Source organism: Shewanella sp. SW1, from assembly GCF_025653545.1.
In the GTDB taxonomy this organism is placed as follows: Bacteria; Pseudomonadota; Gammaproteobacteria; order Enterobacterales; family Shewanellaceae; genus Shewanella; species Shewanella oncorhynchi.
This window is the reverse complement of the sequence record NZ_JAKKSG010000015.1, coordinates 57,474-81,677: the sequence shown is the minus strand read 5'-3', so window position 1 is coordinate 81,677 and position 24,204 is coordinate 57,474. Positions and strand designations below refer to the sequence as shown.

27 protein-coding genes are annotated in these 24,204 nt (G+C 49.1%); all 27 read left to right on the top strand.

Translation table 11 applies throughout. The annotated features are described in order from the left end of the window. Positions 1-21: 21 nt before the first annotated feature. The 27 genes from L5M71_RS14460 to L5M71_RS14335 all read left to right on the top strand — a co-directional run bounded on the left by L5M71_RS14460 (position 22) and on the right by L5M71_RS14335 (position 24,198). Positions 22-225 (top strand): Cro/CI family transcriptional regulator, encoded by a 204-nt coding sequence (locus L5M71_RS14460; protein WP_263208361.1) that lies wholly within the window; start codon positions 22-24, stop codon positions 223-225. Between the two features lie 31 nt (positions 226-256). Further along, a complete protein-coding gene (locus L5M71_RS14455) occupies positions 257-880 on the top strand; it encodes a hypothetical protein (protein ID WP_263208359.1) in 624 nt (207 codons plus the stop codon). Between the two features lie 158 nt (positions 881-1,038). Then, the gene (locus L5M71_RS14450; protein WP_263208357.1) at positions 1,039-1,644 is read left to right on the top strand and encodes a hypothetical protein; all 606 of its coding nucleotides are present in this window, start codon (positions 1,039-1,041) and stop codon (positions 1,642-1,644) included. A gap of 168 nt (positions 1,645-1,812) precedes the next feature. After that, positions 1,813-2,562 carry a helix-turn-helix domain-containing protein gene (locus L5M71_RS14445; protein ID WP_263208354.1) on the top strand — a complete coding sequence of 250 codons (750 nt, stop codon included), beginning with the start codon at positions 1,813-1,815 and terminating at the stop codon, positions 2,560-2,562. Continuing rightward, positions 2,559-3,245 (top strand): replication protein P, encoded by a 687-nt coding sequence (locus L5M71_RS14440; RefSeq protein WP_263208352.1) that lies wholly within the window; start codon positions 2,559-2,561, stop codon positions 3,243-3,245. Before L5M71_RS14445 ends, L5M71_RS14440 begins: the two co-directional genes overlap by 4 nt. Then, entirely contained in the window at positions 3,235-4,491 is a 1,257-nt protein-coding gene (locus L5M71_RS14435; RefSeq protein ID WP_263208350.1) for a tyrosine-type recombinase/integrase, read from the top strand. Before L5M71_RS14440 ends, L5M71_RS14435 begins: the two co-directional genes overlap by 11 nt. 55 nt (positions 4,492-4,546) lie before the next feature. Then, entirely contained in the window at positions 4,547-4,765 is a 219-nt protein-coding gene (locus L5M71_RS14430) for a helix-turn-helix transcriptional regulator (protein ID WP_115335513.1), read from the top strand. Next, complete coding sequence (locus L5M71_RS14425) at positions 4,752-5,129, top strand: hypothetical protein (protein ID WP_263208348.1); 378 nt, start codon at positions 4,752-4,754, stop codon at positions 5,127-5,129. The genes L5M71_RS14430 and L5M71_RS14425 overlap by 14 nt, the downstream gene beginning before the upstream one ends. Before the next feature lie 8 nt (positions 5,130-5,137). Next, positions 5,138-5,752, top strand: a complete 615-nt coding sequence (gene orn, locus L5M71_RS14420; RefSeq protein ID WP_263208346.1) for an oligoribonuclease — start codon at positions 5,138-5,140, stop codon at positions 5,750-5,752. Positions 5,753-6,063: 311 nt separating this feature from the next. Continuing rightward, positions 6,064-6,558: a hypothetical protein gene (locus tag L5M71_RS14415; protein ID WP_263208344.1), complete on the top strand. Its 495-nt coding sequence runs from the start codon at positions 6,064-6,066 to the stop codon at positions 6,556-6,558. Between the two features lie 457 nt (positions 6,559-7,015). After that, on the top strand, positions 7,016-7,540 hold the full coding sequence (locus tag L5M71_RS14410) for a lysozyme (RefSeq protein ID WP_263208342.1): 525 nt from the start codon (positions 7,016-7,018) through the stop codon (positions 7,538-7,540). Further along, positions 7,530-8,033, top strand: a complete 504-nt coding sequence (locus L5M71_RS14405; protein WP_263208341.1) for a hypothetical protein — start codon at positions 7,530-7,532, stop codon at positions 8,031-8,033. The genes L5M71_RS14410 and L5M71_RS14405 overlap by 11 nt, the downstream gene beginning before the upstream one ends. Further along, positions 7,915-8,163 (top strand): hypothetical protein, encoded by a 249-nt coding sequence (locus L5M71_RS23150; RefSeq protein WP_227500694.1) that lies wholly within the window; start codon positions 7,915-7,917, stop codon positions 8,161-8,163. Before L5M71_RS14405 ends, L5M71_RS23150 begins: the two co-directional genes overlap by 119 nt. Then, a complete protein-coding gene (locus L5M71_RS14400; RefSeq protein WP_220592014.1) occupies positions 8,144-8,500 on the top strand; it encodes an HP1 family phage holin in 357 nt (118 codons plus the stop codon). Before L5M71_RS23150 ends, L5M71_RS14400 begins: the two co-directional genes overlap by 20 nt. After that, entirely contained in the window at positions 8,454-8,987 is a 534-nt protein-coding gene (locus tag L5M71_RS14395) for a terminase small subunit (protein WP_263208340.1), read from the top strand. Before L5M71_RS14400 ends, L5M71_RS14395 begins: the two co-directional genes overlap by 47 nt. After that, entirely contained in the window at positions 8,962-10,959 is a 1,998-nt protein-coding gene (locus L5M71_RS14390; protein WP_263208339.1) for a phage terminase large subunit family protein, read from the top strand. The genes L5M71_RS14395 and L5M71_RS14390 overlap by 26 nt, the downstream gene beginning before the upstream one ends. A gap of 28 nt (positions 10,960-10,987) precedes the next feature. Beyond that, on the top strand, positions 10,988-11,194 hold the full coding sequence (locus L5M71_RS14385) for a hypothetical protein (RefSeq protein ID WP_106649468.1): 207 nt from the start codon (positions 10,988-10,990) through the stop codon (positions 11,192-11,194). 49 nt (positions 11,195-11,243) lie between these two features. Continuing rightward, a complete protein-coding gene (locus tag L5M71_RS14380; RefSeq protein WP_263208338.1) occupies positions 11,244-12,824 on the top strand; it encodes a phage portal protein in 1,581 nt (526 codons plus the stop codon). Beyond that, entirely contained in the window at positions 12,727-14,817 is a 2,091-nt protein-coding gene (locus L5M71_RS14375; protein ID WP_263208337.1) for a ClpP-like prohead protease/major capsid protein fusion protein, read from the top strand. The genes L5M71_RS14380 and L5M71_RS14375 overlap by 98 nt, the downstream gene beginning before the upstream one ends. 80 nt (positions 14,818-14,897) lie before the next feature. Next, positions 14,898-15,221 carry a DUF2190 family protein gene (locus L5M71_RS14370; RefSeq protein WP_263208336.1) on the top strand — a complete coding sequence of 108 codons (324 nt, stop codon included), beginning with the start codon at positions 14,898-14,900 and terminating at the stop codon, positions 15,219-15,221. Further along, on the top strand, positions 15,214-15,558 hold the full coding sequence (locus tag L5M71_RS14365; RefSeq protein WP_012196685.1) for a hypothetical protein: 345 nt from the start codon (positions 15,214-15,216) through the stop codon (positions 15,556-15,558). The genes L5M71_RS14370 and L5M71_RS14365 overlap by 8 nt, the downstream gene beginning before the upstream one ends. A 2-nt stretch (positions 15,559-15,560) precedes the next feature. Then, positions 15,561-16,118 (top strand): hypothetical protein, encoded by a 558-nt coding sequence (locus L5M71_RS14360; RefSeq protein ID WP_263208334.1) that lies wholly within the window; start codon positions 15,561-15,563, stop codon positions 16,116-16,118. A 33-nt stretch (positions 16,119-16,151) separates the two neighbouring features. Then, positions 16,152-16,577, top strand: coding sequence for a hypothetical protein (locus tag L5M71_RS14355; protein ID WP_263208332.1), 426 nt, complete (start codon positions 16,152-16,154; stop codon positions 16,575-16,577). Further along, positions 16,574-17,293 (top strand): hypothetical protein, encoded by a 720-nt coding sequence (locus L5M71_RS14350; protein WP_106649474.1) that lies wholly within the window; start codon positions 16,574-16,576, stop codon positions 17,291-17,293. The genes L5M71_RS14355 and L5M71_RS14350 overlap by 4 nt, the downstream gene beginning before the upstream one ends. A 92-nt stretch (positions 17,294-17,385) precedes the next feature. After that, positions 17,386-21,306, top strand: a complete 3,921-nt coding sequence (locus tag L5M71_RS14345) for a tape measure protein (RefSeq protein ID WP_263203735.1) — start codon at positions 17,386-17,388, stop codon at positions 21,304-21,306. Positions 21,307-21,344: 38 nt separating this feature from the next. Next, the gene (locus L5M71_RS14340) at positions 21,345-21,716 is read left to right on the top strand and encodes a hypothetical protein (protein WP_012586816.1); all 372 of its coding nucleotides are present in this window, start codon (positions 21,345-21,347) and stop codon (positions 21,714-21,716) included. A gap of 7 nt (positions 21,717-21,723) precedes the next feature. Then, positions 21,724-24,198 (top strand): hypothetical protein, encoded by a 2,475-nt coding sequence (locus L5M71_RS14335; protein ID WP_263203732.1) that lies wholly within the window; start codon positions 21,724-21,726, stop codon positions 24,196-24,198. Positions 24,199-24,204: the final 6 nt, after the last annotated feature.

Genomic DNA, 24,204 nt, shown 5'->3' with positions numbered 1-24,204 from the left:
GTTTAATGTGGAGATCAACCCATGACAAAAGATGATGCCGTCAAATTTTATGGTTCTCAAACCAAGCTAGCTCAGGTTTTGAATATTAAACCTTCTGCAATTAGCCAGTGGGGTGAAGACGTTCCAGAGCTCCGCGCTTATCAAATCGAGCGCCTAACCGATGGCGCACTCAAAGTTAATCCCGTCGTTGTTTTAGATAATCCTGAGTCGGCGAATGTGGCTTAGGTTCACTTTAGGTTGAAGGAGGACAGTACACATGAAAACCCATTCACGTAAAAATGACAGCCGTTTGAATTTGTTGATGAAAACGATTCATCGGGTGTTGGAGTTGCCCAAGATGACGCGCTTTGCGCTGGCGATAGATTTTGTTGCGGCGGTTGAGCGCCTTGGGCTAAGCGAGGTGTTAGCGGCGGAGGGCATTAGCTTTGCCAGCAGTCAAGACGTGCACAACGATGCGCGAATTAATGCCCAAAAGCTGTTCCGTTGGCTTGGCCAGTACGAGGGCCAACATCCGCAGGTTGATCGCTTGTTTCATGTTGAGCAAGCACTGGTGGCGGCGCTGCCCGAGTATTTGCGGGTGCAGTATCTCAACGATGTGTTTGGTTGCACTGGGGTGACGGTCATTGCCGATCGCATGAGTGACGGCCATGTGTTGCATGTGGCCGATATGGCGGCATCGCTCACCAAAGAGAACGCCGAGGCGCAAGTGGCGGTGATCCATTTGGGCGAGGAGCCCAAGCGAGAGCAGTTAGTGGCGGCGCACCGAGAGTTAAAAGAGTCGGCGGCGACCACGCAAGCCAGCATGGCAGCGCTAGAGCTGGCGTATCCGTATTTAGCGAGTCATGGCGGTAAGGCGGCGCAATACGCGGCCGAGAAGTGATTGGCATGTTGATTAGCGGTAAAGATAAGAAAACCCGCTAGAGCTGTGGAGGCAGCGGGCTTAATACCTAAGTTAGGCAACAGCATGTTACGTAAGCATGGGCTTTGGGTCAATTGTCGGCCTTGATACCACGGCTTTAAGGCATGCAAGGGGGCGGTATGTTTGATCCTGAATGTTTAATCTGTTGTTTGGAGGGCGGCGCCGTGTGTTCGGTGCATGGCGATGTTGCGAATCGTGATGATGAACCTGTTACGCCAGCGTTTGCAGATTATATGCGGCGAGAGGATGAAGCGGCCGATCCAAAGGTCGCGTTATTGGTTGCTCAAGCTAACGTGCTGATGATGCAGGCAGCAGCCTTGAGTAAAAACACCTTACCCATGTGCCAAGTTGATTTACGGCGCGAGTTAGCGACTTTTTACGGTTTTACTACGTTGGATAATTTTAGCCGTGCGCAGGTGTGGCGCATTGTTGAGCTGTTGCAAACGCAACCCGAGTTAGAGGCGTTAGATACCGTCAGCTTAGTGGAGATCGCCAACAAAGTGGTGAGTCGGGTGATTTTAGGTGATGCAGGCACCTTGATGTTGCCGCGGGTGTGCGTGGATTGGTTTTTGGGTTACTTGCAGATGGAAGAAATGCGCGCCGAGCGTTCGATTGAGGTGACGCGGATTGACCCCGTTAATCAGGCCAAGCATATCAAGCGGCGCGATATTTATAGCCAGTTACGGACTAATTTGGCGCGGGATATTTATCACTTGGATGGCTGAGTATTGATGATGTGACAAAACATAAAGGGTTTAAGTTGAAATAAGAAAGCCCGCTAAAGTTTGGCGACTGAGCGCGGGCTTAATACCTAAGAGAGGCGATTACATGTTACGTATACATGATGATTTCGTCAATTTTGTGCTGGCTGTCGCGCAGTTAGGCGGTGGCTTATGAGCATGGAATTGATGGTAAAAGCGATGAAGGCCAAGGTGGGTAATCCACTGCGTAAGCTGGTGTTGATTAAGCTGGCCGACAACGCGAACGATAATGGCGAGTGTTGGCCGAGCCATCAGCATATTGCTGACCAGTGCGAGATTGGTCATAGCACTGTGAGAAAGCATATTGCGGCCTTGGTTGATATGGGTTTTGTGACGATTAAAAATCGTAAGGGACCTAAGGGAAATTTAACCAATATTTACACGATTTCAATCTGCTACGAGGTAGCACCCCCTGTGCTAGCAGATAGCACCGAAGGGGTGCCACCAGATAGCATAGGTATGCCACCAGATAGCACACCCCCTGTGCCACCAGATAGCACCGGAATCTATCACTCTTTAGAACCTATCAATGAATCTTTAAAAGATAGTTGTCCAGCAACGAGTGCTAAGTCGGTTTTCAATGCGTTTTTTAAAGCCTATCCCGCCCATCGCAAAGGCGGGTCGGATTCGGCTGCGTGGAAAGCGTGGAAGGCCGAAAAGCTGACCGACGCCGATTGCGTGCTGGCGGTGACGTGGTTGAAGGAGGCTGCGGCGCTGGATGCAAGTTGGGGCTTTAGCGCTAACGGCCAGTTTGTGCTCGGTATTACCAAGTTTATCCGCGAACGCCATTGGCTAACGCCGTTGCCAAGACCGATAGCAACTGCCGTTGGGCAAGTGGATTGGCGCCATGCGGTGTATGACCCTGAGGATCCTTTGATATGACTGCCAAGCAAAATACGAGCATGAAATCACTGCAGACCTTGATGCGCCAGCCGCTGGTTGGGCAGGGCGAACGGGTGACGCAACCTGAGCCGACGGCGATGGATATGGCGATTGTGGACAGCGTGTTTAGCAAGTTGCGGGTGTTGTTCCCTGTGAGTGCGCCACGGCCTGAGGACGAAGCGACCCACAAAGGTGAGTGGCTTAAAACCTTGGCCGCGCAAGGGATTGCGAGCCGCGAGCAAGTGCAAGCGGGGTTGAATCGCGCGAGACGTGAGCAGGGCGATAGGCAGTTTTGGCCGACACCGCGCCAGTTTGCTTTGTGGTGCCAACCCACGGCCTGTGATTTGGGATTGCCCAAGTTGGAAGCGGCGTTTAAGGAGGCAACCCGCCATTACCATCACCCTGACAAGCATACATGGAGCCATGATGTGGTGCGCTTAGCGGTGCGCGAGACAGGCAGTTGGATGTTTGCGACTGGGCTTGAAAAGGACGTGTTGATGACCTTTGAGCGCAATTACAAAGTGTTATGCAGGCGCTTTAGCTGTGGCGAGTTGACCGATGTTGAGTTGCCAAAAGCACTACCAGAAACGGTGACGCGGCCGACTGAGGCGTCAAAGGCGAAATCGATTATTGCCAATTTACGGGCAAACCTTGGGCTTAAGGGGGCAAACGATGGCTGCTAGCGGGGTTGAGGTGGGTAAGTTGAACGATGCAGCACTGCGCCGTTGGTTACGTGGCGGTTTGACTCGGGATTTTAGGGACCCGCAGTTTCCTGAGCTGCGTTTACGGGCGACGGCGGATAGGACGAAGGCGAGTGTGCATTTGGTGATCAATGAGGGAGATAAGACGGTTTGGAAGAAGCAAGGCGTGTGGCCAAGCATGTGTATTAAGACGTTTTTAGCGGATTTACCTGTGATGCTGGCTAAGCGTAGTGCGGGTGCGGATGTGTTGCGCGGTGAGTTTGCGACTGTGACTGATTTGCTGTTGTGGTATGGGGATTATTTGGATGGTAATTCGACCTTAAGCCCGAGCTGGCGCGATAACTGTAGGTCGATTATGCGTAAGCAGTTGTTGCCTAAGTTGGGTGATGTGGCCTTGGCTGAGTTGTCGTTTTTGGTGGTGGATAGTGCGTTGGTGAAGCTGATGCTGAATGAGGGTTATGCGCCGCATTACATTCGTTTGAGTGTGAATGTGCTTAAGCGGGCGTTGAGTTTGGCGGCGGATTTTAGGTTGTTATTACTTAATCCTCTGATGGGTTATCGAGTGACGATGAGTTTAACCTTATCACCTAAGCCTGATACGCGCTTGATGGAGTCGGACCTCGGGCCGTTGTTTGTGGCGTTGCGGGATGCATTTATGCCGGTGGCGATGTTGTTTATGTTGATGCTGATGTTTGGGACGCGCATTGGTGAAACCCGTTTGGCACGATGGGAGCATTTTGCGGGTGAGTTTTGGTTTATTCCTGCGGCGAATGCGAAGAACCGCCAAGAGCACCGGCTACCGTTAACGCCTACGGCTAAGGCGCTGATCCAGCATTATTTGCAGTGGCAGCTTAAAAATGTGGGTAAGCGGGCGTTTTTGTTTGCGGGTGATGTTGGCGCTATTAGTCAGCGCACTGCGCATTATTGGAGTGAGACGATTCGGTTTAAAGAGTTTACCTCGCATGATCTGCGTAAGCTTTGCCGAACGATTATCCAAGATATGGGCGTGGATACTATGGTGGGTGAGCGGTTGCTTAATCATGCCTTGCCTGTGCTTTTGCGTACCTATGTTCATTCGACTTTGGATAAGGGTATGTTGAGTGCGCTTGATGCGTATCACGCGCATTTAATTTCGCTCGGTTTTAGTGAGGTTGCGCCCGAGATAATCCCTAGATCGTCTGCGAATGTTGGGAGTACTCAAACCCTTGGTGCGAGTGGGTGGCTGTGATGATCGTTGCATCAGCCTTACAAGAGTATGCAATGGCACTAAATAAGGTGGTTTTATGAGCAATCGGTCAGCAATCATTCTAAAAACTGGGCGTGGTATTCGGGGCTTTAGTCAGCATGAAGTGGCTGAGATTTACGGAGTGGATCGCCGTACTTATCAGCGATGGGAGAGCGGTAAGAGCAATGTTCCTTCTAACCATTTTCTTGCCATCTTGGATGATGTATTTCATTTATCGATTGAGCAGATCACGGAGGTAGCGAATGAGGCCATCTAATTTAAGAGTGACATTGGTTGCTGATGGGCGTGATGACTTGGTCAACATGAAAGCCCTTCGTGCTGGGCTCAATGCCTGGGGGCGTTATTGGGCGTTCCAAGAACTCGGTAAAGGTTTCACTAATCGCAGTGCTTGCGATAAGTTAGGTGAGGTGCAGGTTTATGGATGTGCGTTGGTTAGGGAGTTGAGCGTTCCTAAGCAGGTGGTCCAGTTCGATAGGATGATTGAGCGGTTATCGCCAAACTGTATTCGGGCGATTCGCACCTGTTACGTGTGCAAAGGCCAGTGGGCATTGATGGGGTTCGACAGTAAGAAGTCGTATGTGTATTGGTTGAGAAGGGCAGAGATTCAATTAGTAAAGTGAGGTGGGTGATGGAGCAATTCTTTTTGTTTGGAGATTTAGAAACGGGTGGACTGAACGGCCGCTTAGACAATGGGATGCTGGGTATGGAGTATTACCCTATCTTTGAGCTGGCCTTTATCGTGACTGATAGTGAGTTAAACCAAGTGGGTGAAGCGCTGCACGTTGTTGTGCATCAAGACGATGAACACATTGCAAGGTCACATGAGTGGGCGATAGATGTGCATACCAAGAGTGGGTTGTTAGCTGCTGTTCGTGCCTCATCAGTATCGTTAGCACATGCTGAGCAGATGGTACTCGAACACCTGAAAGCACTGGGAATACCTAAGCATGACCGTAAAGCTAAGACTGGTGTGGTGTTTGCTGGTAACTCAATCATGCTTGATCGTTCGTTTATCATGTGCCAAATGCCTGAGCTTCATGAGTACATGCATTACAGGCAGCTAGACATATCAGCAATAGGGCTCGCAGCTAGAGCTTGGGCGCCAGAGGTTGAGCGTAATGCGATTAAGGCTAAGCAGTATCAGCATGAAGCCTTAGCCGATATTCGGGAGTCGATAGCGGAACTCAAGTACTATCGCGACGAGTTGTTTGGTTGTGAAATATCATCTTTGTCAATAGGTTAGGCGCGGCTTGTTCAAATGAGAATGGCTATCATCAGAGCTAGATGCGACCTATTATCATCACGGGTCCTTCCGGCTGCCTTCACTGCGGGGGCAGTGACGCGCAATGCTTCACTACATATGAGAATTTTGGGGAGGTTGGTTGTTGTTTTATGCTTATGAAATTTTCTACTTTCAGATCCTCAAAATTCGACAACTAACTATCTAATAGCCCTTGAAAAACACTTGTGTGTTAACAAATTGTTGCTATCATCTGAGCTTGATAATTACCACAACTTTAGATCTTTTTTGATCGTTAACTTCAAGGAATGAAAATGTCCCGATCTTACCCTCTACTTTTAGCCCTTCTTTTATCTAATGTAGTGCATGCAAAAACTGAAATTACCCAGATTGAAACTAAAGCAGGGCTTTTTGTTATTGAAACTGTTCTAGAAGATGATAGCCCTATATATGGTCAGCAAACTTACATGGTTGATGGTGTGCTTTTGGGTAAAACAATGCTCATGGGAGTAACTGCGGAATTGATCGGTGGTGATGAAACATCTGCATATGTTTTGGTGACAGGTGCTACAGGTGGCAGTTCTTGCGCTGAAGTATTATCTGTGGTGAAGATTACTGGTGGTGATGGAAAGTTCTCAAAAGCTCTTAATGCATGTGGTGGTGTACTTAGTACCAGCTCTAAAGACGGTATAACTTCAATCGAGGTTCTCGAACGAGATGAAAATACAAAAACCACCTATCAAGTGATTGACTCAAAGGTGATTGAAAATGGCGAGGTACAATCTAACAGTTTCTCATTTTTGGATTAAATCACTTAAGTGATAAGTAAAACAATAAATCCTCTGTGATTAAGTTTTCACGTATCACATATTTACAAATTCCGAAACGGCACTTTTGTCGCTTTATGCGGCACATTTGCCGCTTTCAAGGCCCTTAAAATCGAGTACATTTGTATACGCTTGCTAAGGTTACATTTATTCAGTCGCACGTTATTTCTCTGCCAAGGGCTCCTTTTAGGGGCCCTTTTTATTTGGCGCTATTTCTTGTTCGCAAACATCCAAATAGCTGTTCGTTAGCTAACCCCCGCTGAAAAAAAACGGTCGCTGCAATGGTGGTCGTGGTGGGTATGTGTTGCCGTGGTGTTTGACATTGCCGCTACGGACGTTGAAAGACACTAAAAACATCAGCTGTTAGAGGCGGCTACCTCACCGTTGATCTAACCGTTGGCCGCGCTAAGGCTAACCTCATTTTAAAGGAGACTGACCTATGTCATTAAAGCAAAAGCTCGTGGCACTGGGGCTTTCTTCTGCTGTCGCGCTGGCTGGGGCTAATTTGATTGCCCCCGCTGAAGCGCCGAACGGCGAGCCCGTTCTGCACACCTATCTTGATCCGGTGGAAGTTATCACTGCTTGCTTTGGCCACACTGCCCCCGAGCTTGAGAACAACCAGTTTTTTAGCGAGCAGCAATGCATTGAAATGTTCGCCAAGGATTTAGGTAAAGCCGATCGGCAGCTGCGGCGGCTAACGTATCCGGTGCAACTTACTGAAGGTGAACACGCTGCTTATCTCAGTCTGATTTATAACTTTGGCGCGGGTAACTTTCAAACCTCCACCTTGCGCAAATTGTTACTCCGCGGCGAACGGGTGGCAGCGTGCCACCAACTCACCGAAGCCTGCGGAAAAAAGGGCTGTAATGGGTTTGTCTATGCGCGTGACATCAAGTTACCAGGCTTAGTCGAACGCCGCGCAAAAGAGCAAACAATCTGCTTAAAGGATTTATATGTGGAATAAAATCATTAATGCCACGGGCTCGCTGCATCTGTATTTGATTGCTGCGCTCATCATAGTGATAACGCTACTTGGCCTTAGCCTCACCGCCGTTAAAGCTGACCTCGCGTTAAAAAACTCGCAGCTAGAAACCGCCGCCGTTAACCAGCGCATGCTGCAAGATTATCTCACGGTTGTTACCGATGAACTGCAAGCGCAGACCATCGAGCGTGACAGGCTCGCTAAGGATTACGCCTTTGCCTTAGCGCTCAATGAAAAAGCCGCTAAAGCCAAGGCCGAGATTGATCGCCAGCTTGCTGATCAGCGAGACGCCATTAAAAAACTAAGGACCTCAGCCAATGAACAAACCCGAAGTTGGGCTAATACTGCTGTGCCTGATGATGTTAAGCGGCTGCTCAAACACGCCGCCTATTGCGCGCACCGTAGTCACCAAGCAGACCCAATATGTACTACCGCCGCAATCATTAATGAGCCAGTGCCTGCCAGCCGAATGTAGTTCAGACGCTAATGCCGATCTGCCCGATTGCATCATTCAACTCTTAGCCGTGATCACCAAGTGTGATACCGATTTGCATAACATCGAAACATGGCGAACGGAAAAACAGCATGAACAATCCATACATTAATGATGTTGCCACCCAAAAAGGGTTTACGTTGAGCGCCTATATATCGTCACTAATGAGCACATTGGGAGGTGCCTTTACTATGGATAAAGTGGCGATGTTAATTGGCGTATTACTCGCCTTCCTCACTTTTTTGGGCAACTTTGCTTATCAAGAGTTTCGCCGTCAACGTGAGCGTCGCAAAGAGCAACGAGAGCGCTTACAAGAAGAAAAAGACGAAAAGCGCAAACAAGAACTTCACGCCGCCGACATGCAACTGAAAGCCGCCCTGCTAAAACAAGTGGAGCATCCTAATGGCCCGCATTCAACCATCACCACCCGAGCCTGTTCTACTGAGTAAAACCGACCTATGCAAAAGCCTTGAGATCAGCACCCAAGCGTTTGATAAGTGGGACGTGCCAGTGCACAGCAAGCGCGGTCGCGTGTGTTTATACAAGATGGCCGATGTGGTGGGCAACAGAGTTGCCAACGAGCGCAAAAAAACCATCACTAAACCCGACGAAGATGATCCCGATGCGCCAAATATCGACTTCGAACGCTGGCGCTTAACCCGAGCACAAGCCGACGGCCAAGAGCTTAAAAACGAAAAAGACCGTAAAGAAGTGGTCGAAGTGCTCTTTGCCACCTTTGTGCTAAATCGCATTGCTGCGCAAATTGCCCCAGTGCTCGATCAAATACATATACGGGTAAAACGCAAATTTCCCGACATTCCAGAACGCACAATCGACGCTATCAAAGCGGAGGTGATTAAAAGCCAAAACACCGCCGCCGATCTTGCGGAGGGCATTGAGGGTTTATTAGATGAGTATATCGGCAGCGCAGATTAAAAATCTGAAAGCCGCCGTTTCTGCTGGGCTGCGTTCGTTCTATCGCCCACCCATGCTCACCTGTTCACAGTACGCCGACGAGCACTTTTACATGTCGTCTGAGTCCTCTTACACCGAGGGCAAGTGGGAAAGTTTACCGTTTCAAATTGGCATTCTTAATGCCATGGGTAACGACCAAATCAGCACGCTTAACTTAATGAAGTCAGCGCGGGTCGGTTACACCAAAATGCTGATGGCTAACGCTGCTTACAAGATTGAGCACAAAAAGCGCAACGTGCTGATCTATCAGCCTCGTGATGGTCAAGCCAAAACCTTCATGAAAAAGCACGTTGAAACGGCGATTCGTGACATCCCCGTTTGGCGCGCGCTTGCACCTTGGATGGGCCGCAAACATAAAGACAGCACGCTAGAAGATAAGATTTTCACCAACGGCAAAACGCTGATGGTGCGCGGTGGTACCGCTGCAGCTAACTATCGCGAAATCTCCACTGATGATGTGATCTACGATGAGCTAGCGGGTTTTGATGAATCCATCGAGCACGAAGGTAACGCAACCTCGCTCGGTGATACTCGTATCGAACTGTCGATGTTTCCTAAGTCGATCCGCGGTTCAACGCCTAAAGTGCTCGGTACCTGCCAGATTGAAAAAGCCTGCAGCGAATCACCGCACTATTTTAGGTTCAACTTGCCTTGCCCACACTGCGACGAACTGCAGGATTTAAAGTGGGGCGGCCCCGAAGAACCCTTTGGTATTAAGTGGCATAAAAATGCCAAGGGCGAGCATGACCCAAGCACAGCCTATTACCTATGCGAGCACTGTGGTTGCTGCATCGAAAACAATCAGCTCGACGATATGGAGCTGCACCCAAGCGCGATTTGGATATGCGAAAACACCGGCATCCGCACCGGCGACTTTTTAGATTTTTATGATGCCGACGGAAGCGACATCACCACACCACCCAATATCTCGATTCATATCTGGTCGGCCTATAACTCGCTCAACAGCTGGGCGAAACTGGTTACTGAGTTCTTTAAAGCCAAAGGCGATAAAGAAAAGCTGCAAACCTTCGTCAACACTAAGTTAGGCCAACCGTGGGATAACGACAACGGCGAGCGCTTAGAGTGGGAAGATTTAGCTAAGCGTCGCGAAATGTACCCGAGTGGCAAAGTGCCTAACTGGGTGGTGTATTTAACGGCAGGTATCGACACCCAAGACGACCGTTATGAGGGCCGCATTTGGGGTTGGGGCGCAGGTAAAGAGGCGGCATTAATCGACCGCTTTATTTTATATGGCGACCCAGCAAGCCAAGTATTAAAAGACAAAGTGGCCGAGCGTATCGCCAAAAGTTATGCCCGTGCCGATGGCGTTGTGCTGAATATCGGCGTCGCTGGTTGGGACTCTGGTGGTCACTACACCGATGACGTTTATGCCATGAGTAAAAAGCTTGGGCTAATGCGGGTGATCCCGCTTAAAGGCGCCAACGTTTACGGCAAGCCGATCGCCAATTTCCCCCGTAAGCGAACCGCCAAAGGCGTTTACTTAACGGAGGTCGGTACTGACAACGCCAAAGAGTTGTTGATGTCGATGTTGCGAATTGCCCCTGATGTTGATGTGCGCAAGCCTGGTGCGATTCACTTCCCGCTAAACGAAGCGGTATGTGATGACGTTGAACTGCAACAGCTCACCAGTGAACGCAAGGTGCCAGTGCGCGACAAAGGGCGCGTTATCTATAAATGGTCTGCAGGCAAGCGCCGCAACGAGGCACTAGATTGTTTTGTTTACGCCTTGGCCGCGCTGTATATCGCGATAGAGAAATTCGGTATCAACCTCGACAAGCTTTCAAAAGTTACCCCGATCGCCATATCAAGCGACCAACCCAAAGAACCTAAACCCAAAGCCGCAAAACAGGCCAATGCGAATGCTGCTTACCTAAACGGTGGCGGTGGTGGCAGTTCTGGCGGTTGGCTGTAGTCAATGCCATAAAGCCAAGGATAACAGCATGACCCAAACCCAATGCCAACAGATGATCGATGCGTACTTTCAGGCCGAGCTTGATGTGTTGGCAGGCAAGCAAACCACGATCAACGGCAAGACGATGACCACCGAGGACCTAGGCGAAATTCGCAAAGGTCGGCTTGAGTGGGAGCGCCGTTTAAATGCCTTTAGCCGTCCACAGGGCGGCGTCAAGTTAGCCAGCTTTAACTAATCAAGCCGCATTAATAGGGCACTTCTAAAAATATAAGTCGGAGCAACACATGAGCATTATCAATGATGCGCTGGCGATATTTGCCCCGCGTTTAGCATTACAGCGTGAAGCGGCAGCAATGAGCTACCGCAACCTGAAAGGGTATGAAGCTGCTAGCCCAAGCCGCACGCATCGCGCTAAAAAGGAAAGTCGCGGGGCTAACCAAGCGGTATTTGCAGCAGGTAAAAGCCTGCGTGAGCAAGCGCGCTGGTTAGACGAAAATCATGATCTCAGTATCGGCATTCTCGACCGGATGGAAGAACGGGTGATCGGTGCCCAAGGGATTGTGGTTGAACCGCAGCCGCGCAGTATTAGCGGTGAAATCCTTGATGACTTAGCTAACGATATTCAACGCCGTTTCGGTGCATGGTCGCTTAAGTGTGATGTGACGGGCCGCTTTAGTCGCCCTGAATTAGAACGTTTAGTGTTACGTAGCGCCCTGCGTGATGGTGATGTGTTCGGCCAGCATGTGATGGGTAAAGTGCCTAAGTTCGGCCACCCCAACGAGCAAGGCACTCAATACAGTATTGAAGCCTTAGAAGCCGACTTTATCCCCTACGAGTTAAACGAACCAGCAAAGCGGGTACGGCAAGGACTTGAGGTGAACGGCTGGGGCCAAGTCGTTAACTATCACGTATTGCTGGATCACCCAGCGGATCAGGTTGGCTTTCGCTACAAAACTAAAGCGGTACCCGCATCGAGCATGATGCACTTAGGCTTGTTCAAACGCCTGCACCAGCTGCGCGGCGTGTCGCTATTCCATGGCATTTTAACCCGCCTTGGTGACATTAAAGACTATGAAGAATCCGAGCGCGTAGCCGCAAGGATTGCCGCCGCGCTGGCGTTTTACATCAAACGCGGCGATGCAACTATGTTTCAAGACAACCAAAGCGGTGAATCGTCAAGTCGTGAAATTCCTATTGCACCTGGCATGACCTTCGACGATTTAAAGCCCGGTGAAGATGTCGGGATGATTGAATCTAATCGGCCTAATGTGCACTTAGTTGAATTTCGTAACGGCCAATTAAAAGCTGCAGCAGCGGGTAGCCGTGGCAGTTATTCCAGTATTTCACGTGACTACAAAGGCAGTTATTCAAGCCAGCGCCAAGAGCTAGTTGAGCAAGACGAATCGAACCGCATTATGCAGCAATGGTTTTGTGCTGGCTGGTCGCGCCCTGTGTTCCGCAACTTCTTAAAAATGGAAATGCTCAACAAGCAGGACCCATTAGTGTTGCCGCCTGATCTCGACATCCGCACCTTGTTTGATGCCGTGTACTACGGCCCCACCATGCCATGGATTGACCCACGCAAAGAGGCCGAAGGCTGGGAAATGATGATAGCCGGCAACGCTGCTACCGAGGCCGAGTGGGCGCGAGCCCGTGGCCGTAATCCTGCGGAAGTGAAACGCCAGCGTAAACGCGAGGTGGAATACAACCGCGAAAACCAAATGGTCACGGCCAATGATCCCGACCCGACACTTGGAGAACAAACCAGTGAAGAAAACCAAGATAGCAATAGCGGCAGCAGCGCTAAGCGCAATGCTGCCAAGCGGAGCGCTGACCGCGCCCGCCGCAACGCTGAGCCAGATTAACAACGAGTCTCACCCAAGCAAAAGCTGGTATAGCCTCAAGGCGCAAAACGGCAATGCCGAGTTGATGATTTACGACGAGATTGGCGGCTGGGGTATTACAGCCAAACAGTTTGCCCGTGATCTGCAAGCGCTAGGCAAAGTGGGCACCATTACCGCCCGTATTCATTCGCCTGGCGGCGATGTATTCGAAGGCATGGCGATTTACAACATGATAAAGGGCCACCCAGCGAACAAGATTTGCTACATCGATGGTCTTGCCGCCTCGATGGCCAGTGTAATTGCCATGGCCTTTGATGAAATCATCATTCCGGAAAACGCCATGATGATGATCCATAAACCTTGGGGCGGAACCCTCGGTGATGCGGATGATATGCGCAAATACGCCGATTTACTCGACAAAGTGGAAGGTAACTTAGTCGGGGCTTATCAACAAAAAACAGGCTTACCCGAAGATGAACTTCACGCCTTATTAGCCGCTGAAACATGGTTAACAGGCCGCGAAGCAGTGGAAAAAGGTTTTGCCAACACACTAACCGATCCGCTGCAAATGGCGGCATCACTTAATTCAAAACGTCTTAAGGATTTTACCAATATGCCTGAACATCTAAAAAACCTGTTTGCACCCAAGGGAAACATTCCTTCGCCTGCACCACAACCAGCGCCTGCGCCAAGTGCTCAGGTTCCAACACCAATTACAGTGCCAGTTGCTCAACCTGATGCAGCAACCATTCAAGCGGCTGCGATTGCGTTTAATACTCAGCGTATGACCGGCATTAATGCTGCGTTCGCTGCGTTCCCGCAATTGACTGATCTGAAGAATGAATGTTTAGCGGATGCCAACATCAATGCTGAAATTGCCAAAGACCGCATTTTGGCAAAGTTGGGCGAAAACACCACGCCAGCAGCAACTATCCCAACCCGTACTATTATCCACTCGGGTAACGGCAATATCGTTGGTGACTCGATCCGCGCTCAGTTAATGTCGCGTTCAGGCCACGAGAAAGCTGAAGCGAGCAACCACTATTCAAGCTACGGAATGCTTGAGTTAGCGCGCGCATCACTGCTAGATCGCGGTATTGGCTGCGCTGGACTCAACAAAATGGAGATGGTCGGCCTAGCCTTTACTCACAGTTCAAGCGACTTTGGCAATATCCTGTTAGATGTAGCGAATAAATCAGTGTTAATGGGCTGGGAAACCGCCGAAGAAACCTTCGAGCGTTGGACCAAAAAAGGTATTTTAGGCGACTTTAAAATCGCCAAGCGTGTTGGCCTTGGCGACTTTAATAGTCTGCGCCAAGTGCGCGAAGGGGCTGAGTATAAATACGTCACCGTTGGCGACCATGCGCAACAAATCGCATTGGCAACTTACGGCGAGTTGTTCAGCATTACCCGCCACGCCATCATCAACGACGATATGTCGATGTTGACTGATATCCCAATGAAGATGGGCTTTGCCGCCAAAGGCACCATTGGCGACTTGGTTTATGCTGTGCTAACGCAAAACCCTAAAATGAGCGATGGTAAAGCATTGTTCCACGCTGAACATGGCAACTTAGGTGCAGGTGTACCTAGTGTCGCTGCGCTCGATGCCAACCGCATGTTAATGCGTAAGCAAAAATCGGGTAATCGCAGCCTCAACATTCGCCCTGAATTTGTGCTATGCCCTGTAGCGCTTGAAACCACCATGAACCAGATCATCAAGTCGAGTTCAGTCAAAGGTGCGGATGTTAACGCGGGTATCGCTAACCCTATCCAAAACTTTGCCGAAGTGATCGCCGAACCACGCTTAGACGATAGCAGCGCAGTGCAATGGTTCTTGGCCGCAGGTCAAGGCCGTGACACCATTGAGGTGGCTTATCTTGATGGTATCGACACGCCTTATATTGAGCAGCAACAAGGCTTCACTATCGACGGTGTAGCCACCAAAGTGCGTATCGATGCGGGTGTGGCGCCGCTTGATTACCGTGGATTGGTGAAATCAACAGGCGTGTAAACAGCGCTAAACCGACATAAATGGGCTATCAAACGATAGCCCTTTTTTATTCAGTTTTGTTTTTAAGTAGGAACACTCTCATGAAAAATTATGTGCAAGATGGCAAGACCATCACGTTCACCCCAACAGTTGTTGTGATTAGCGGCGCGGCATTACTAATCGGCGCTTTGCTGGCCGTTGCTTTAAGCAATATCCCTGCTAACACGCCTGGCGAGTTTGTTGCCGAAGGCGTTTTTGAATTACCCAAAGCCAATACCGCTGATATCGGCCAAGGCGATGATGTGTATTGGGATGATACCGCTAAGGTGATCACTGCCACCGCGACTGATAATACGCGAGTCGGTAAAGCGTGGCTGGGTGCAGGCAATCCCTCAACGTCCGTCTGGGTGAAGATCAATGCCTAACGTTGGCAACCACTTTGCCGAACGAGTGCGGGGTAAAATGGTGCGGCTGTTTCAGCGTTTGGCTGATCCGTGCCTTTTTACCCCAAGCGATGGCTCCGCGCCATTTACTCGCCTGGTGAGTTTGGATGATAACGGCGCTGAAATTGCGGCCTCGTCTAATGAATATGTTCCCGAGCTAATCAGTCGTGCCGAGTTTTTACAGTCTGAAGGGGCGGTAAATTCTGGTGATGAGTTTGCGATAGGTGAGGGCATTAGCGTCCAGCAAGGACGGCTCACCCAAAGGGTAAGCATGGATTCAGTCAGCGTGACCTTTATCTATATTCCGCTTGAGGCATAGCTATGGCACGCATAAAGATTGAAGGCATGGAGGCGGTAACAAAGGAACTGAACCGCATTCGTGATGCACAAGCGCCAGCGATTAATCGGGCGATTGAGGACTCGGTAAAGTTTGGTGAAAAGGCGGCAGTCGATGCGATATTTGCCCGTTATGGTTTCCGTTCCCGCAGTTACATTGAGCAGCATTTGTCTGTCAGTTTTGACCCACGCAGTTTAAAAGGGTTTATCACCGCTCGTTATCGTGCCAGCACATTAACCCGTTATGCCAGAGTCTTAACCCGAACCGGAAAGAACGGTGGCTCTCGGCCTGACGGTCATATGATCAGTGCGCTACGAAATCAACCTACATGGTTTAAAGGCACCTTTACCTTGATTGGTCGCAATGGCAATCAAATCATGTTCCAACGCCAGAAAGGTGATAACAGTTGGCGAAAGCTTAAAGGACAAAAAGCGATGTACGGCCCTTCAGTGGCAGGCAGTTTTAGCAAGATCCGCGACGATATTGAGCCGCCGATTATTGCTCATCTGCGAAATAAATATGGCCAGTACGCTAATCGTTAATGCCTAAAGGATAAATACCGAAAGGACAGTCCCATGATCCAAGCAATTTTAGACCGCCTCGCGCTGGTTGACGGCGTCACTGTGCGCGAAGGTTTTTATGTGCAATCAGTCGCATCTGAAAAGAAGTTTATCTTTTTGCAGCCATTCACTGATGAAGCTCGTTCGGTAAATGGTCGCGATAATTATCGTGATGATTTGGTGCTGCAAGTGGTCGCGGGTATCAATCTGACCAAGTCAACCAACCCGACAGCCGATCTCATTAACTTGGTTCGCGCCATTCGAAGTACGTTTTATAAAGATGAACGTAATACCGAGAAACCCAGTTGGTTGCCCTCGGTGATCAGCTTTAAGGAGTCTGAGCCCTGCAAGTACATCATGCCCGAAGCCCATGAAAAACACGGCTTAGCGGTTATCACCCTATCCCTTGTTAATACCGTTAAATTTGGAGACTCACTATGAGTGAAATAGTAACCGAAAGTTACATCGGCTCAGCGATCGTCTATATCGATGGCCGTGACTGTGGCAACGTGAGCGGCGTAAAGCTCGCTATCGAACAAGAAACCAAATCCTTGCCCAATTACCGTGGTGGCGGAGGTTATGCCGATGAAGTCACGTTGATTAAATCCGTAAAATTAAGTGCGACCTTTTACGATTTTAACAACGAGAACTTAGCGCTAGCTATGCGCGGTAAGATTGATGTATTAACCGCAACACCCGTCGCAGATGAAGAAATTATCGCTGTGCTCGATGGCTTAGCGCAAACCGCAAAAATGATTGATACCAGTATCGCCCCTGTTGTTAAAAATGAAGCGGGTGATGTGACTTATGTACTTGATGAAGATTATGTTGTCAGTGCCGCAGGTATCCGCGCGTTATCGACTGGCGCTATTACAGCAGGCCAAACATTAACCATTGGCTACACCAGCCAAGCGGGTAATGCGTTGCAGGCATTAACGGAATCAGGCAAAACGGTCAGTGTGGTTGTTGACGGTATTAACGACTCAACCGGTAAACCGTGGATGCTGAAGTTTTATAAGTGGAAGCCCACACCCACATCAGGCTTAGACTTGATCGGTACCGATTACGGTAGCTTCGATATTGAAGGTGCTGTACTCGCTGACAGCTCAATCGTTGCCACGGGTAAGTCTAAGTTCTTCGTCCGTAGTGCAGCATAAGTCGAAAGATTGTTCCCAATAGCCCACAGCATGTGATCCATGTGCTGTGGGCTTTTATTTTGGTTTGTTAATTCCTATCAATCGGTGATGCCATGAGTTTTAAAGATCAAGTAATCAACCTGATCATCCAAGGCCGCGACTTGTTTTCAAGCGAGGCGGCTAAATCAGAAAAGGCATTGCAAGAGTTAGCAAACCAAAGTGAAGTCTTAAACGAACGCCTAGATGATTTAAAGCAGCAACAGGCTGCAATTAAGGCGATTGATGATCTCACCGCCGCCATCACTAAAGGCGAAAAGGGTTTTATCGATGGCTCGCGCGCGCTCGAACAATTCAGCAAAGAGCAAAAGCAAGCCGCGCAGAATTTAAAGCAACTTGAGCAGGCCCAAAAAGAGGCGGCAACCTCAACCAGTAAACTTGAAACTGAGTACAGCCAAACAGTTGCTGAGCTAAGCAAATACGATGAACAGCTGGCCGCTGCCCGTGCTGAGGTTGAGCGCTTAACTGCGACGCAAGATAAAGGCGCTCAGGCGAGTAAAGATCAAGCACAAGCCCTTGCTGCCGCGAATGCCGATTTACAACAGCTCGAAACAGCGCAAAAAAATACTGCTACCAGTGCTAACCAACTGGCGACCGAGCTTGAGCAAGAGCGCATTGAGCTTAAGCAATTAAGTAGCGAAGTTGATCAGGCTGGCCAGAAAAAGGCCGAATATGCGCTTAAGGTTAAAGGCGCGCGCACTGAGTTAAATCAACTCGGCTCTAGCCTTGGCCGCAACAAGGCGGAGTTAGACAAACAACAAACCGTGCTGAATAAAGCCGGTATTGATATGAACAAGCTGGCTGATGCCAGCAAAGACTTAAAGACCCAGCAAGCCGCCGCTGAAATCGCGATTAAGGGCGTAAACACTCGGCTTGAGCGCCACAATAAATTGCTCGATGAAAGCAAAAAATCATCGAGTGATTTTGGCGGTAGCATCAAAGCCGCAACGGGCTCACTCATTGCGATGGCTGGCGCCTATGTGGGCGTAGATCGCCTATGGGAAAGCCTAAAGTCAATCCTCACCGCAGGCGATAAAGCGGCCTCTTTTAGTGCGCAAATGACTGCCATGATGGGCAGTATTGCGGGCGGCGAGCAAGCAACTGCGTGGATCAAGGATTTTGCTAACCGTACTGGTACCCAGCTCGATAGCGCTAAGCAAGCCTTCGCCTCGTTAAAAACCTTCGGCATTGACCCCATGAATGGGGCCTTGCAATCGATGGTCGATTACAACGCTAAGCTAGGTGGTAGCCAAGAAAAACTAGAAGGCATCATCCTCGCCACAGGCCAAGCGTGGGCCAAGCAAAAGCTGCAAGGTGAAGAAATTCTGCAGCTGGTAGAACGCGGCGTTCCCGTGTGGGACTTACTGGAAAAGGTCACTGGTAAAAACACGGTCCAACTGGGTAAGCTGAGTGAAGCGGGCAAGCTTGGCCGTGAAGTGATGCAGCAACTGTTTGACGAAATGGGCAAGCAAGCCAATGGTCAAGCGGCATTAAGTCTCGATCGGTTAAGTGGTCAGTTAAATCTTCTCTCGAATAAGTGGGAGTCGTTTAAGCAGATCATTGCTGATTCTGGCGCCTATCAAGTGGCGATTGATTTACTCAAAGACATTAACACCAGTTTTGATCAGTTAAATCAAAGCGGCAAGATTAAGGCCGCAGCACAAGATATCAGTGACTTTTTCAAAGCCATTTTAAAAGATGGTGGCGCAAGCCTTAAAGGCATGTTGGAAAACATTACTGCCTTTGCTACTGGGCTTAATGTTGTCGCGGGTTCCATAAGGCTAGTGTTTAACGTTTTCACCTCTGTGGTGGCTACATTTGGCGCCGCAATAAGTGGCGTGTTCGCCCTTATTCTGCAAGGTTGGGCGACGGTCATTGGGGTGTTTGGTGGTGATGAGTTAGCGCAAACTCTTCAAACCCAAGCGAACGCGCTTAAGGCTGTCTCTAAGGCTTATCTTGATCAAGTCGAGCAAGATGCCCGTGATGCGACTGCTGCACTTAAACAAATGGGTGTTGATATCCGTTTAGACTCGGATGGCACCACTCAGACCCAAGTTGATAATGCTGAAAAAGTAAAAGCGGCAGTTAAAAGCCAGCTTGAACAACAGATAGAAGCGAGTCAACAAGCGGTGGCAGCGGCCGAAAAAGCCAATGAATCTGCAACTAAAGAAGTTGATGCATGGAAGGCTCGCGAACAGGCGGCTAAAGAGCATTACACTGCATTAAAAAACTCAGGTACAGCCAGTATGGCTGAGCTTGAAACAGCACAAATTGCACTTGAAAATACAACTCTAAGATTAAGTGACGTACAAGAAAACCAACTTGATAAACAAGCTAAGCTTGCTTTGTCAAATATGGAATTGATGTGGGCAACTATTGACCTAAGGAATGAACAGAACCAACTAGCTCAAGATCAACTGACTAAAGTGCGTGATGCCTTTATTGTGGGTGAAGCATCGGTTGAGGACTATAAAACAGCCCAAGACAATGCCAAGAAAGCAGCCACTGAGTTGGCAAAGGCGCAATCTCAGCTAACCACGGAAGTTAAAAAAACCTCCACTGCCGCTGATGATTTTGAATTGGCAATGGCAAAGGCTGGCATCACCACAATTAAGGTTTTGCGTGACCAAGCGGCCGAGGCTAAAAAGACGTATGAAGAAGTTAAACAAGGCGCTAAGGATGGCACTGCGTCAACCAATGAGCTAAACCAAGCGTTTTTAAAATATGCTGAAACTGCGCTTAAGGCTGAACAAGCCTCATTAAAAGTAGGTCAAGCCAGTGATGGGCAGGTTGAGGCTAGCCTAAGGCAGCAAGCTGCGACTATGGGGCTTGCTGGCGATATCGATAAACTTATTGCGCAATATTCTCGTTTAAAAGATGCCCAATCTGGCTTGGGTGATAACACTCAACAAACGGCTGATAATGTAAAAAAAGGTTCTACAGAAATAGGTACCACCATATCTAATACGATGGATACGGTAGAAAAGTCAGCCGAACAAGCTGGCATTGGGTTGCAGTCTATTGCCCAATATTTTGCCGATATTGGTACCGCCATATATGACAACGTAAAAGCTTTAAGTGATGGTGCTGCGCGTTACTTCAACACCATTGTTTATGGTGTGCAGAACGTGAAAAAGGAATTTGGTGATCTTGGGCAAGTCGAAAACGAAATAGAACGTTTAACGGGTGTTATTTATGAGCTTGATAACACGTTAGCTAAAACGGTTGATTTTGTCGGGCTTCGCAACTGGGCACTTGAAACCGAGAAAGCTGGCAAGATTGCCGAACGCGCTTATTATCGGCAAAAGCTTGAACTGCTTAATCTAGTGGATGCGCTCGATAATACCGATAAAGCGAATCTCAGCATTATCAACAGCGCAACACGAGCAACTAAAGCGCTTGATCTAGTGAATGATCAAGATATGTCTTTGCTCACTTCCGCACTGGAAAGCGCCAAACAGCGCATGGACTCTCTGCGCGATAGTGCCGAGTCCACGCTTAAGTCACTGCAGGATGAGCTTGATGGCTACCTTGGCCGTCAAGATGAAATAGAAAAACGCCGCTATCAAGAACAAGTTGCCGATCTTAAAGAACAACTCGCCGCTGCTGAACGCACAGGCGATAAGCAGCTTATTGCCGATTTACATGAAGCAGAGCGAACGCTAAAGCAAGTTTATGAGTTCCGCACTGCTGAAATTAAAACCCAGCAAGCCGCCGATAAGCAAAGCGCTGCCGAGGCGAAGAAGCAAGCCGAAGCCAGTGCTGCAACGGCTAAGGCTGCGGCTCAAACTCAAGCAACCGCTAGCGTTAACATGCAAGCCAATACCCAAACCAGCACGCAATCTGTGGCTAACACTTCAGATATGCAAGTGCTGCAACTGCAGGTTGGCAATAGCACCTTTAACGCCCAAATGAAGCGCAGCCTCGTCACTGAATTGATGAATGAGATCAAACGCCTGCAATCTGTTGGCGGTTAGCCAATCCTGTTATTCGCTCCAATTAATCAAAGGTCCCTATGACAACCATCGATAGCATAGATATCGCGGTGGATTTGCTGTGGTTAAACCGCGACAACACGCCCCGCGTTGCGGCCAATATGAAGCGCGCCTTAAACGGTGCGCCATTGGTGCAGCAAACCATTATCCCAGCCGGTATTGCCATGGAGTTGGGCACCAAATCTGGATGGATGCTGCGCACTGAGTTTGAACAACTAAAAGCCCATGCCGCCACTACGTTAACCGCCTTCACGTTGGCCTATGAAGGCACCAGTTACAACGTAGTTTGGGATAACACTGCAGGCTCGCCCATAACGGGTGAGGATTTATTCGACGAAGTTGGCGGGTTTGAAAAGCTCACTAACGTGGTTCTTAAGTTTCTGACCTTATAGGCCATTTATGACTATTTCCCGTTTAGATTTAAAAGTATTTAAACCCGAGTTACTGGGTTCAAGTAATGAGGCTGGCGGCCAACGGACTAAGAACGCAGTGCAGTCAGGCTTGCTTAACGAGCTATTTTCAGCGATATCCGATATCGACCATGCCCAATCCAGTATCGACATTGTAAAAGCGTTCCCTGCGCTCGATACGCCAGATACCAGCACTTTGATTGATGCACATGTTTTTATCAGTGAGCCACCGATAGACCCATTAGTTAACGTATTCATGATCGAGTCTGCCGCGCTGGATGATGAATCTCGCATGACGGATATGAAAGAGATCATTGAGTCGTCAGTCACTGCAGGGGAGTTGATCCGTGAAGGTGGTCCCGGCTTCCTTGTGAATCAAAACTCGTTTTCCTCGGATTACCTGCAGTCGTCTTATCGCTTTAATGATCGCGACTATTGGAAAACGACTTATCTGCAGGTTGGCCAAGTGATCTGCATCACCGTGGAATATCCTGGCATTGAAAACGTGGCATGGCCACGCAAAACCCATTTTTGCAAAGTCACGCGCACCAGCATAGTGAACGGTGCTGTGGGTACCGTAGTATTTGACCCGCCGATCCCGTTTGCGACACCAGAACCTGGTTTGCAAATCAATGGCCAGAGTAAATGCACTCGCTTGCGATTATCTAATACTGCATCACCATTAAAATTCCACGGGGTAACTAAGCTGACTGCCGCCGCCAGCGGGGTAAATTTAGCTGTGGGCGCGACTCAATTATCACTACTGCCTGCGATCACCACTTTAGCGCCAAAGCCCGGCAATACTATTACGGGTGGCAGTGATAATGGCGATGCTACTGTTAGCCAAGTGATCCGCAAAGTAATTAGTCAGCCAAGTGCAGAAGGGACGTACAGCTATACCTTCACCACAGCGGATTTACTGATAGACACTGATGTTGTCACTGCAGTTTCTACCGATCCTTTTGGCGTTTTCGGCGGGAATAATGCATTAGTTCAGTCGATTACTGTGGGGACTGGGAACGTGACCGTTACGCTGCGGCCTGATGTGCGCTTTGCCTATAATCCCACAGTATCGCTCTATTATGTTTCTGCGTATAAATACAGCATTTACTCAAGCGCTAATGCCTTTCCAGCCAATAAGCAGCTAACGGTCGGCAGTATCAAAGGCCGCGCTGTGTTTGCTGATAGTAACTATGTGCCTCAGGACGTTTTTGAAAATGTGAATAGTGGTATCGGTAAGTTGTATGACACCACTGAGTTGCTGGCGACCATTGATTATTTTACGGGTGTCGTTACTAAGCAAACGGTCAGCCGTGGTGATTTTGAATTGACCTATTCAGGTTTAGTTGAATCAACCACTGCAGCGGCTGCCGGCGATACTACGGCTAAATTTGCCTTGAGTGTGGCTAATCCATTGTTAGAGAGCTTTTACGTGCAGGTTGAGCGGATATCCGATCACGCCATTATCAGCGCATCTTCTGACAACCAAGGCGTGATAACGGGCAGTGGCATTAGCGGCACTATCGTAGATGGTTTGGTTGAACTGTTATTTACCAATCCGGTGGATTTAACCACGCTGCGCTATGACATTACCGACCAATTGCGCCAGCTACCACCCGCCGAAATTTATGGGCTAAACCCACTGCGTATCCCCAATGACGGTATTGTCGATATGTTCAGACGCTGGGGCACTGTCGCGCTTTCTCATACTCAAGTGCAGCAAGTCACAGGCTCTGTCGGCACAGTGTTTACTATTCGTGAAAATGCCCAGTTTGTGGATATTACTGATGCCAATGACGCCAGCCTATGGACCAATAACAATGACCATTTCACGGTAAATAAGGTGGCAGGAACGGTCACGATTAACAGTGATTTTTCGGGGTTTACTGCGCCGTTTGTGCTAAGTGATACCATTATGGAACTCGGTCTAGTGTCATCGTTTACAGGCAATAGCCTTGTGCTGGCCAAGCCATTAGCCCGTGAATATCCAGTAGGTACGACATTAGCCAGTGTGCAAATCCTTGGCGACCTGCAGGCCCGTGTTGGCAGAGTTCGCGATATGACAGCTTGGGCCAACAATTGGGACCTCGATGGCGCCCCTGCTACGGGTAACGTGAATGCGGTTGACTATCCGTTTGAAGTCAAAAACACCACTGCAGTGAATGAAGATTGGGTATTGATTATGACCTCAGCCAGCTCATTTCGCTGTGTTGGCCGCCGTCTTGGCCAAATCGCCACAGGTGACACACTCAATGATTTTTCACCGATTAACCCACTGACAAATGCCCCTTATTTCATCATTCGCTCAGGTGCATGGGGTGGCGGTTGGCAGCAAGGCGAAGCGATTCGTTTCGCCACGTTCGCGGCCTCAAATCCGATTATGTTGCTACGCAATGTGCAGGTAGGTCACAGTCAAATCACTACAGATAAAGCCGTATTGTCATTTTTCGGCAACGAGTCATAGGAGTTA

What these genes read in the sequence shown, in the direction of transcription:
- L5M71_RS14390 (WP_263208339.1), top strand. Translation starts at nt 8,962, where the DNA reads ATGAGTATATCGGCAGCGCAGATTAAAAATCTGAAAGCCGCCGTTTCT.
- L5M71_RS23150 (WP_227500694.1), top strand. Translation starts at nt 7,915, where the DNA reads ATGATGTTAAGCGGCTGCTCAAACACGCCGCCTATTGCGCGCACCGTA.
- L5M71_RS14440 (WP_263208352.1), top strand. Translation starts at nt 2,559, where the DNA reads ATGACTGCCAAGCAAAATACGAGCATGAAATCACTGCAGACCTTGATG.
- orn (WP_263208346.1), top strand. Translation starts at nt 5,138, where the DNA reads ATGGAGCAATTCTTTTTGTTTGGAGATTTAGAAACGGGTGGACTGAAC.
- L5M71_RS14355 (WP_263208332.1), top strand. Translation starts at nt 16,152, where the DNA reads ATGATCCAAGCAATTTTAGACCGCCTCGCGCTGGTTGACGGCGTCACT.
- L5M71_RS14370 (WP_263208336.1), top strand. Translation starts at nt 14,898, where the DNA reads ATGAAAAATTATGTGCAAGATGGCAAGACCATCACGTTCACCCCAACA.
- L5M71_RS14410 (WP_263208342.1), top strand. Translation starts at nt 7,016, where the DNA reads ATGTCATTAAAGCAAAAGCTCGTGGCACTGGGGCTTTCTTCTGCTGTC.
- L5M71_RS14350 (WP_106649474.1), top strand. Translation starts at nt 16,574, where the DNA reads ATGAGTGAAATAGTAACCGAAAGTTACATCGGCTCAGCGATCGTCTAT.
- L5M71_RS14360 (WP_263208334.1), top strand. Translation starts at nt 15,561, where the DNA reads ATGGCACGCATAAAGATTGAAGGCATGGAGGCGGTAACAAAGGAACTG.
- L5M71_RS14445 (WP_263208354.1), top strand. Translation starts at nt 1,813, where the DNA reads ATGAGCATGGAATTGATGGTAAAAGCGATGAAGGCCAAGGTGGGTAAT.
- L5M71_RS14335 (WP_263203732.1), top strand. Translation starts at nt 21,724, where the DNA reads ATGACTATTTCCCGTTTAGATTTAAAAGTATTTAAACCCGAGTTACTG.
- L5M71_RS14400 (WP_220592014.1), top strand. Translation starts at nt 8,144, where the DNA reads ATGAACAATCCATACATTAATGATGTTGCCACCCAAAAAGGGTTTACG.
- L5M71_RS14435 (WP_263208350.1), top strand. Translation starts at nt 3,235, where the DNA reads ATGGCTGCTAGCGGGGTTGAGGTGGGTAAGTTGAACGATGCAGCACTG.
- L5M71_RS14425 (WP_263208348.1), top strand. Translation starts at nt 4,752, where the DNA reads ATGAGGCCATCTAATTTAAGAGTGACATTGGTTGCTGATGGGCGTGAT.
- L5M71_RS14385 (WP_106649468.1), top strand. Translation starts at nt 10,988, where the DNA reads ATGACCCAAACCCAATGCCAACAGATGATCGATGCGTACTTTCAGGCC.
- L5M71_RS14460 (WP_263208361.1), top strand. Translation starts at nt 22, where the DNA reads ATGACAAAAGATGATGCCGTCAAATTTTATGGTTCTCAAACCAAGCTA.
- L5M71_RS14380 (WP_263208338.1), top strand. Translation starts at nt 11,244, where the DNA reads ATGAGCATTATCAATGATGCGCTGGCGATATTTGCCCCGCGTTTAGCA.
- L5M71_RS14415 (WP_263208344.1), top strand. Translation starts at nt 6,064, where the DNA reads ATGTCCCGATCTTACCCTCTACTTTTAGCCCTTCTTTTATCTAATGTA.
- L5M71_RS14395 (WP_263208340.1), top strand. Translation starts at nt 8,454, where the DNA reads ATGGCCCGCATTCAACCATCACCACCCGAGCCTGTTCTACTGAGTAAA.
- L5M71_RS14345 (WP_263203735.1), top strand. Translation starts at nt 17,386, where the DNA reads ATGAGTTTTAAAGATCAAGTAATCAACCTGATCATCCAAGGCCGCGAC.
- L5M71_RS14365 (WP_012196685.1), top strand. Translation starts at nt 15,214, where the DNA reads ATGCCTAACGTTGGCAACCACTTTGCCGAACGAGTGCGGGGTAAAATG.
- L5M71_RS14430 (WP_115335513.1), top strand. Translation starts at nt 4,547, where the DNA reads ATGAGCAATCGGTCAGCAATCATTCTAAAAACTGGGCGTGGTATTCGG.
- L5M71_RS14405 (WP_263208341.1), top strand. Translation starts at nt 7,530, where the DNA reads ATGTGGAATAAAATCATTAATGCCACGGGCTCGCTGCATCTGTATTTG.
- L5M71_RS14455 (WP_263208359.1), top strand. Translation starts at nt 257, where the DNA reads ATGAAAACCCATTCACGTAAAAATGACAGCCGTTTGAATTTGTTGATG.
- L5M71_RS14450 (WP_263208357.1), top strand. Translation starts at nt 1,039, where the DNA reads ATGTTTGATCCTGAATGTTTAATCTGTTGTTTGGAGGGCGGCGCCGTG.
- L5M71_RS14340 (WP_012586816.1), top strand. Translation starts at nt 21,345, where the DNA reads ATGACAACCATCGATAGCATAGATATCGCGGTGGATTTGCTGTGGTTA.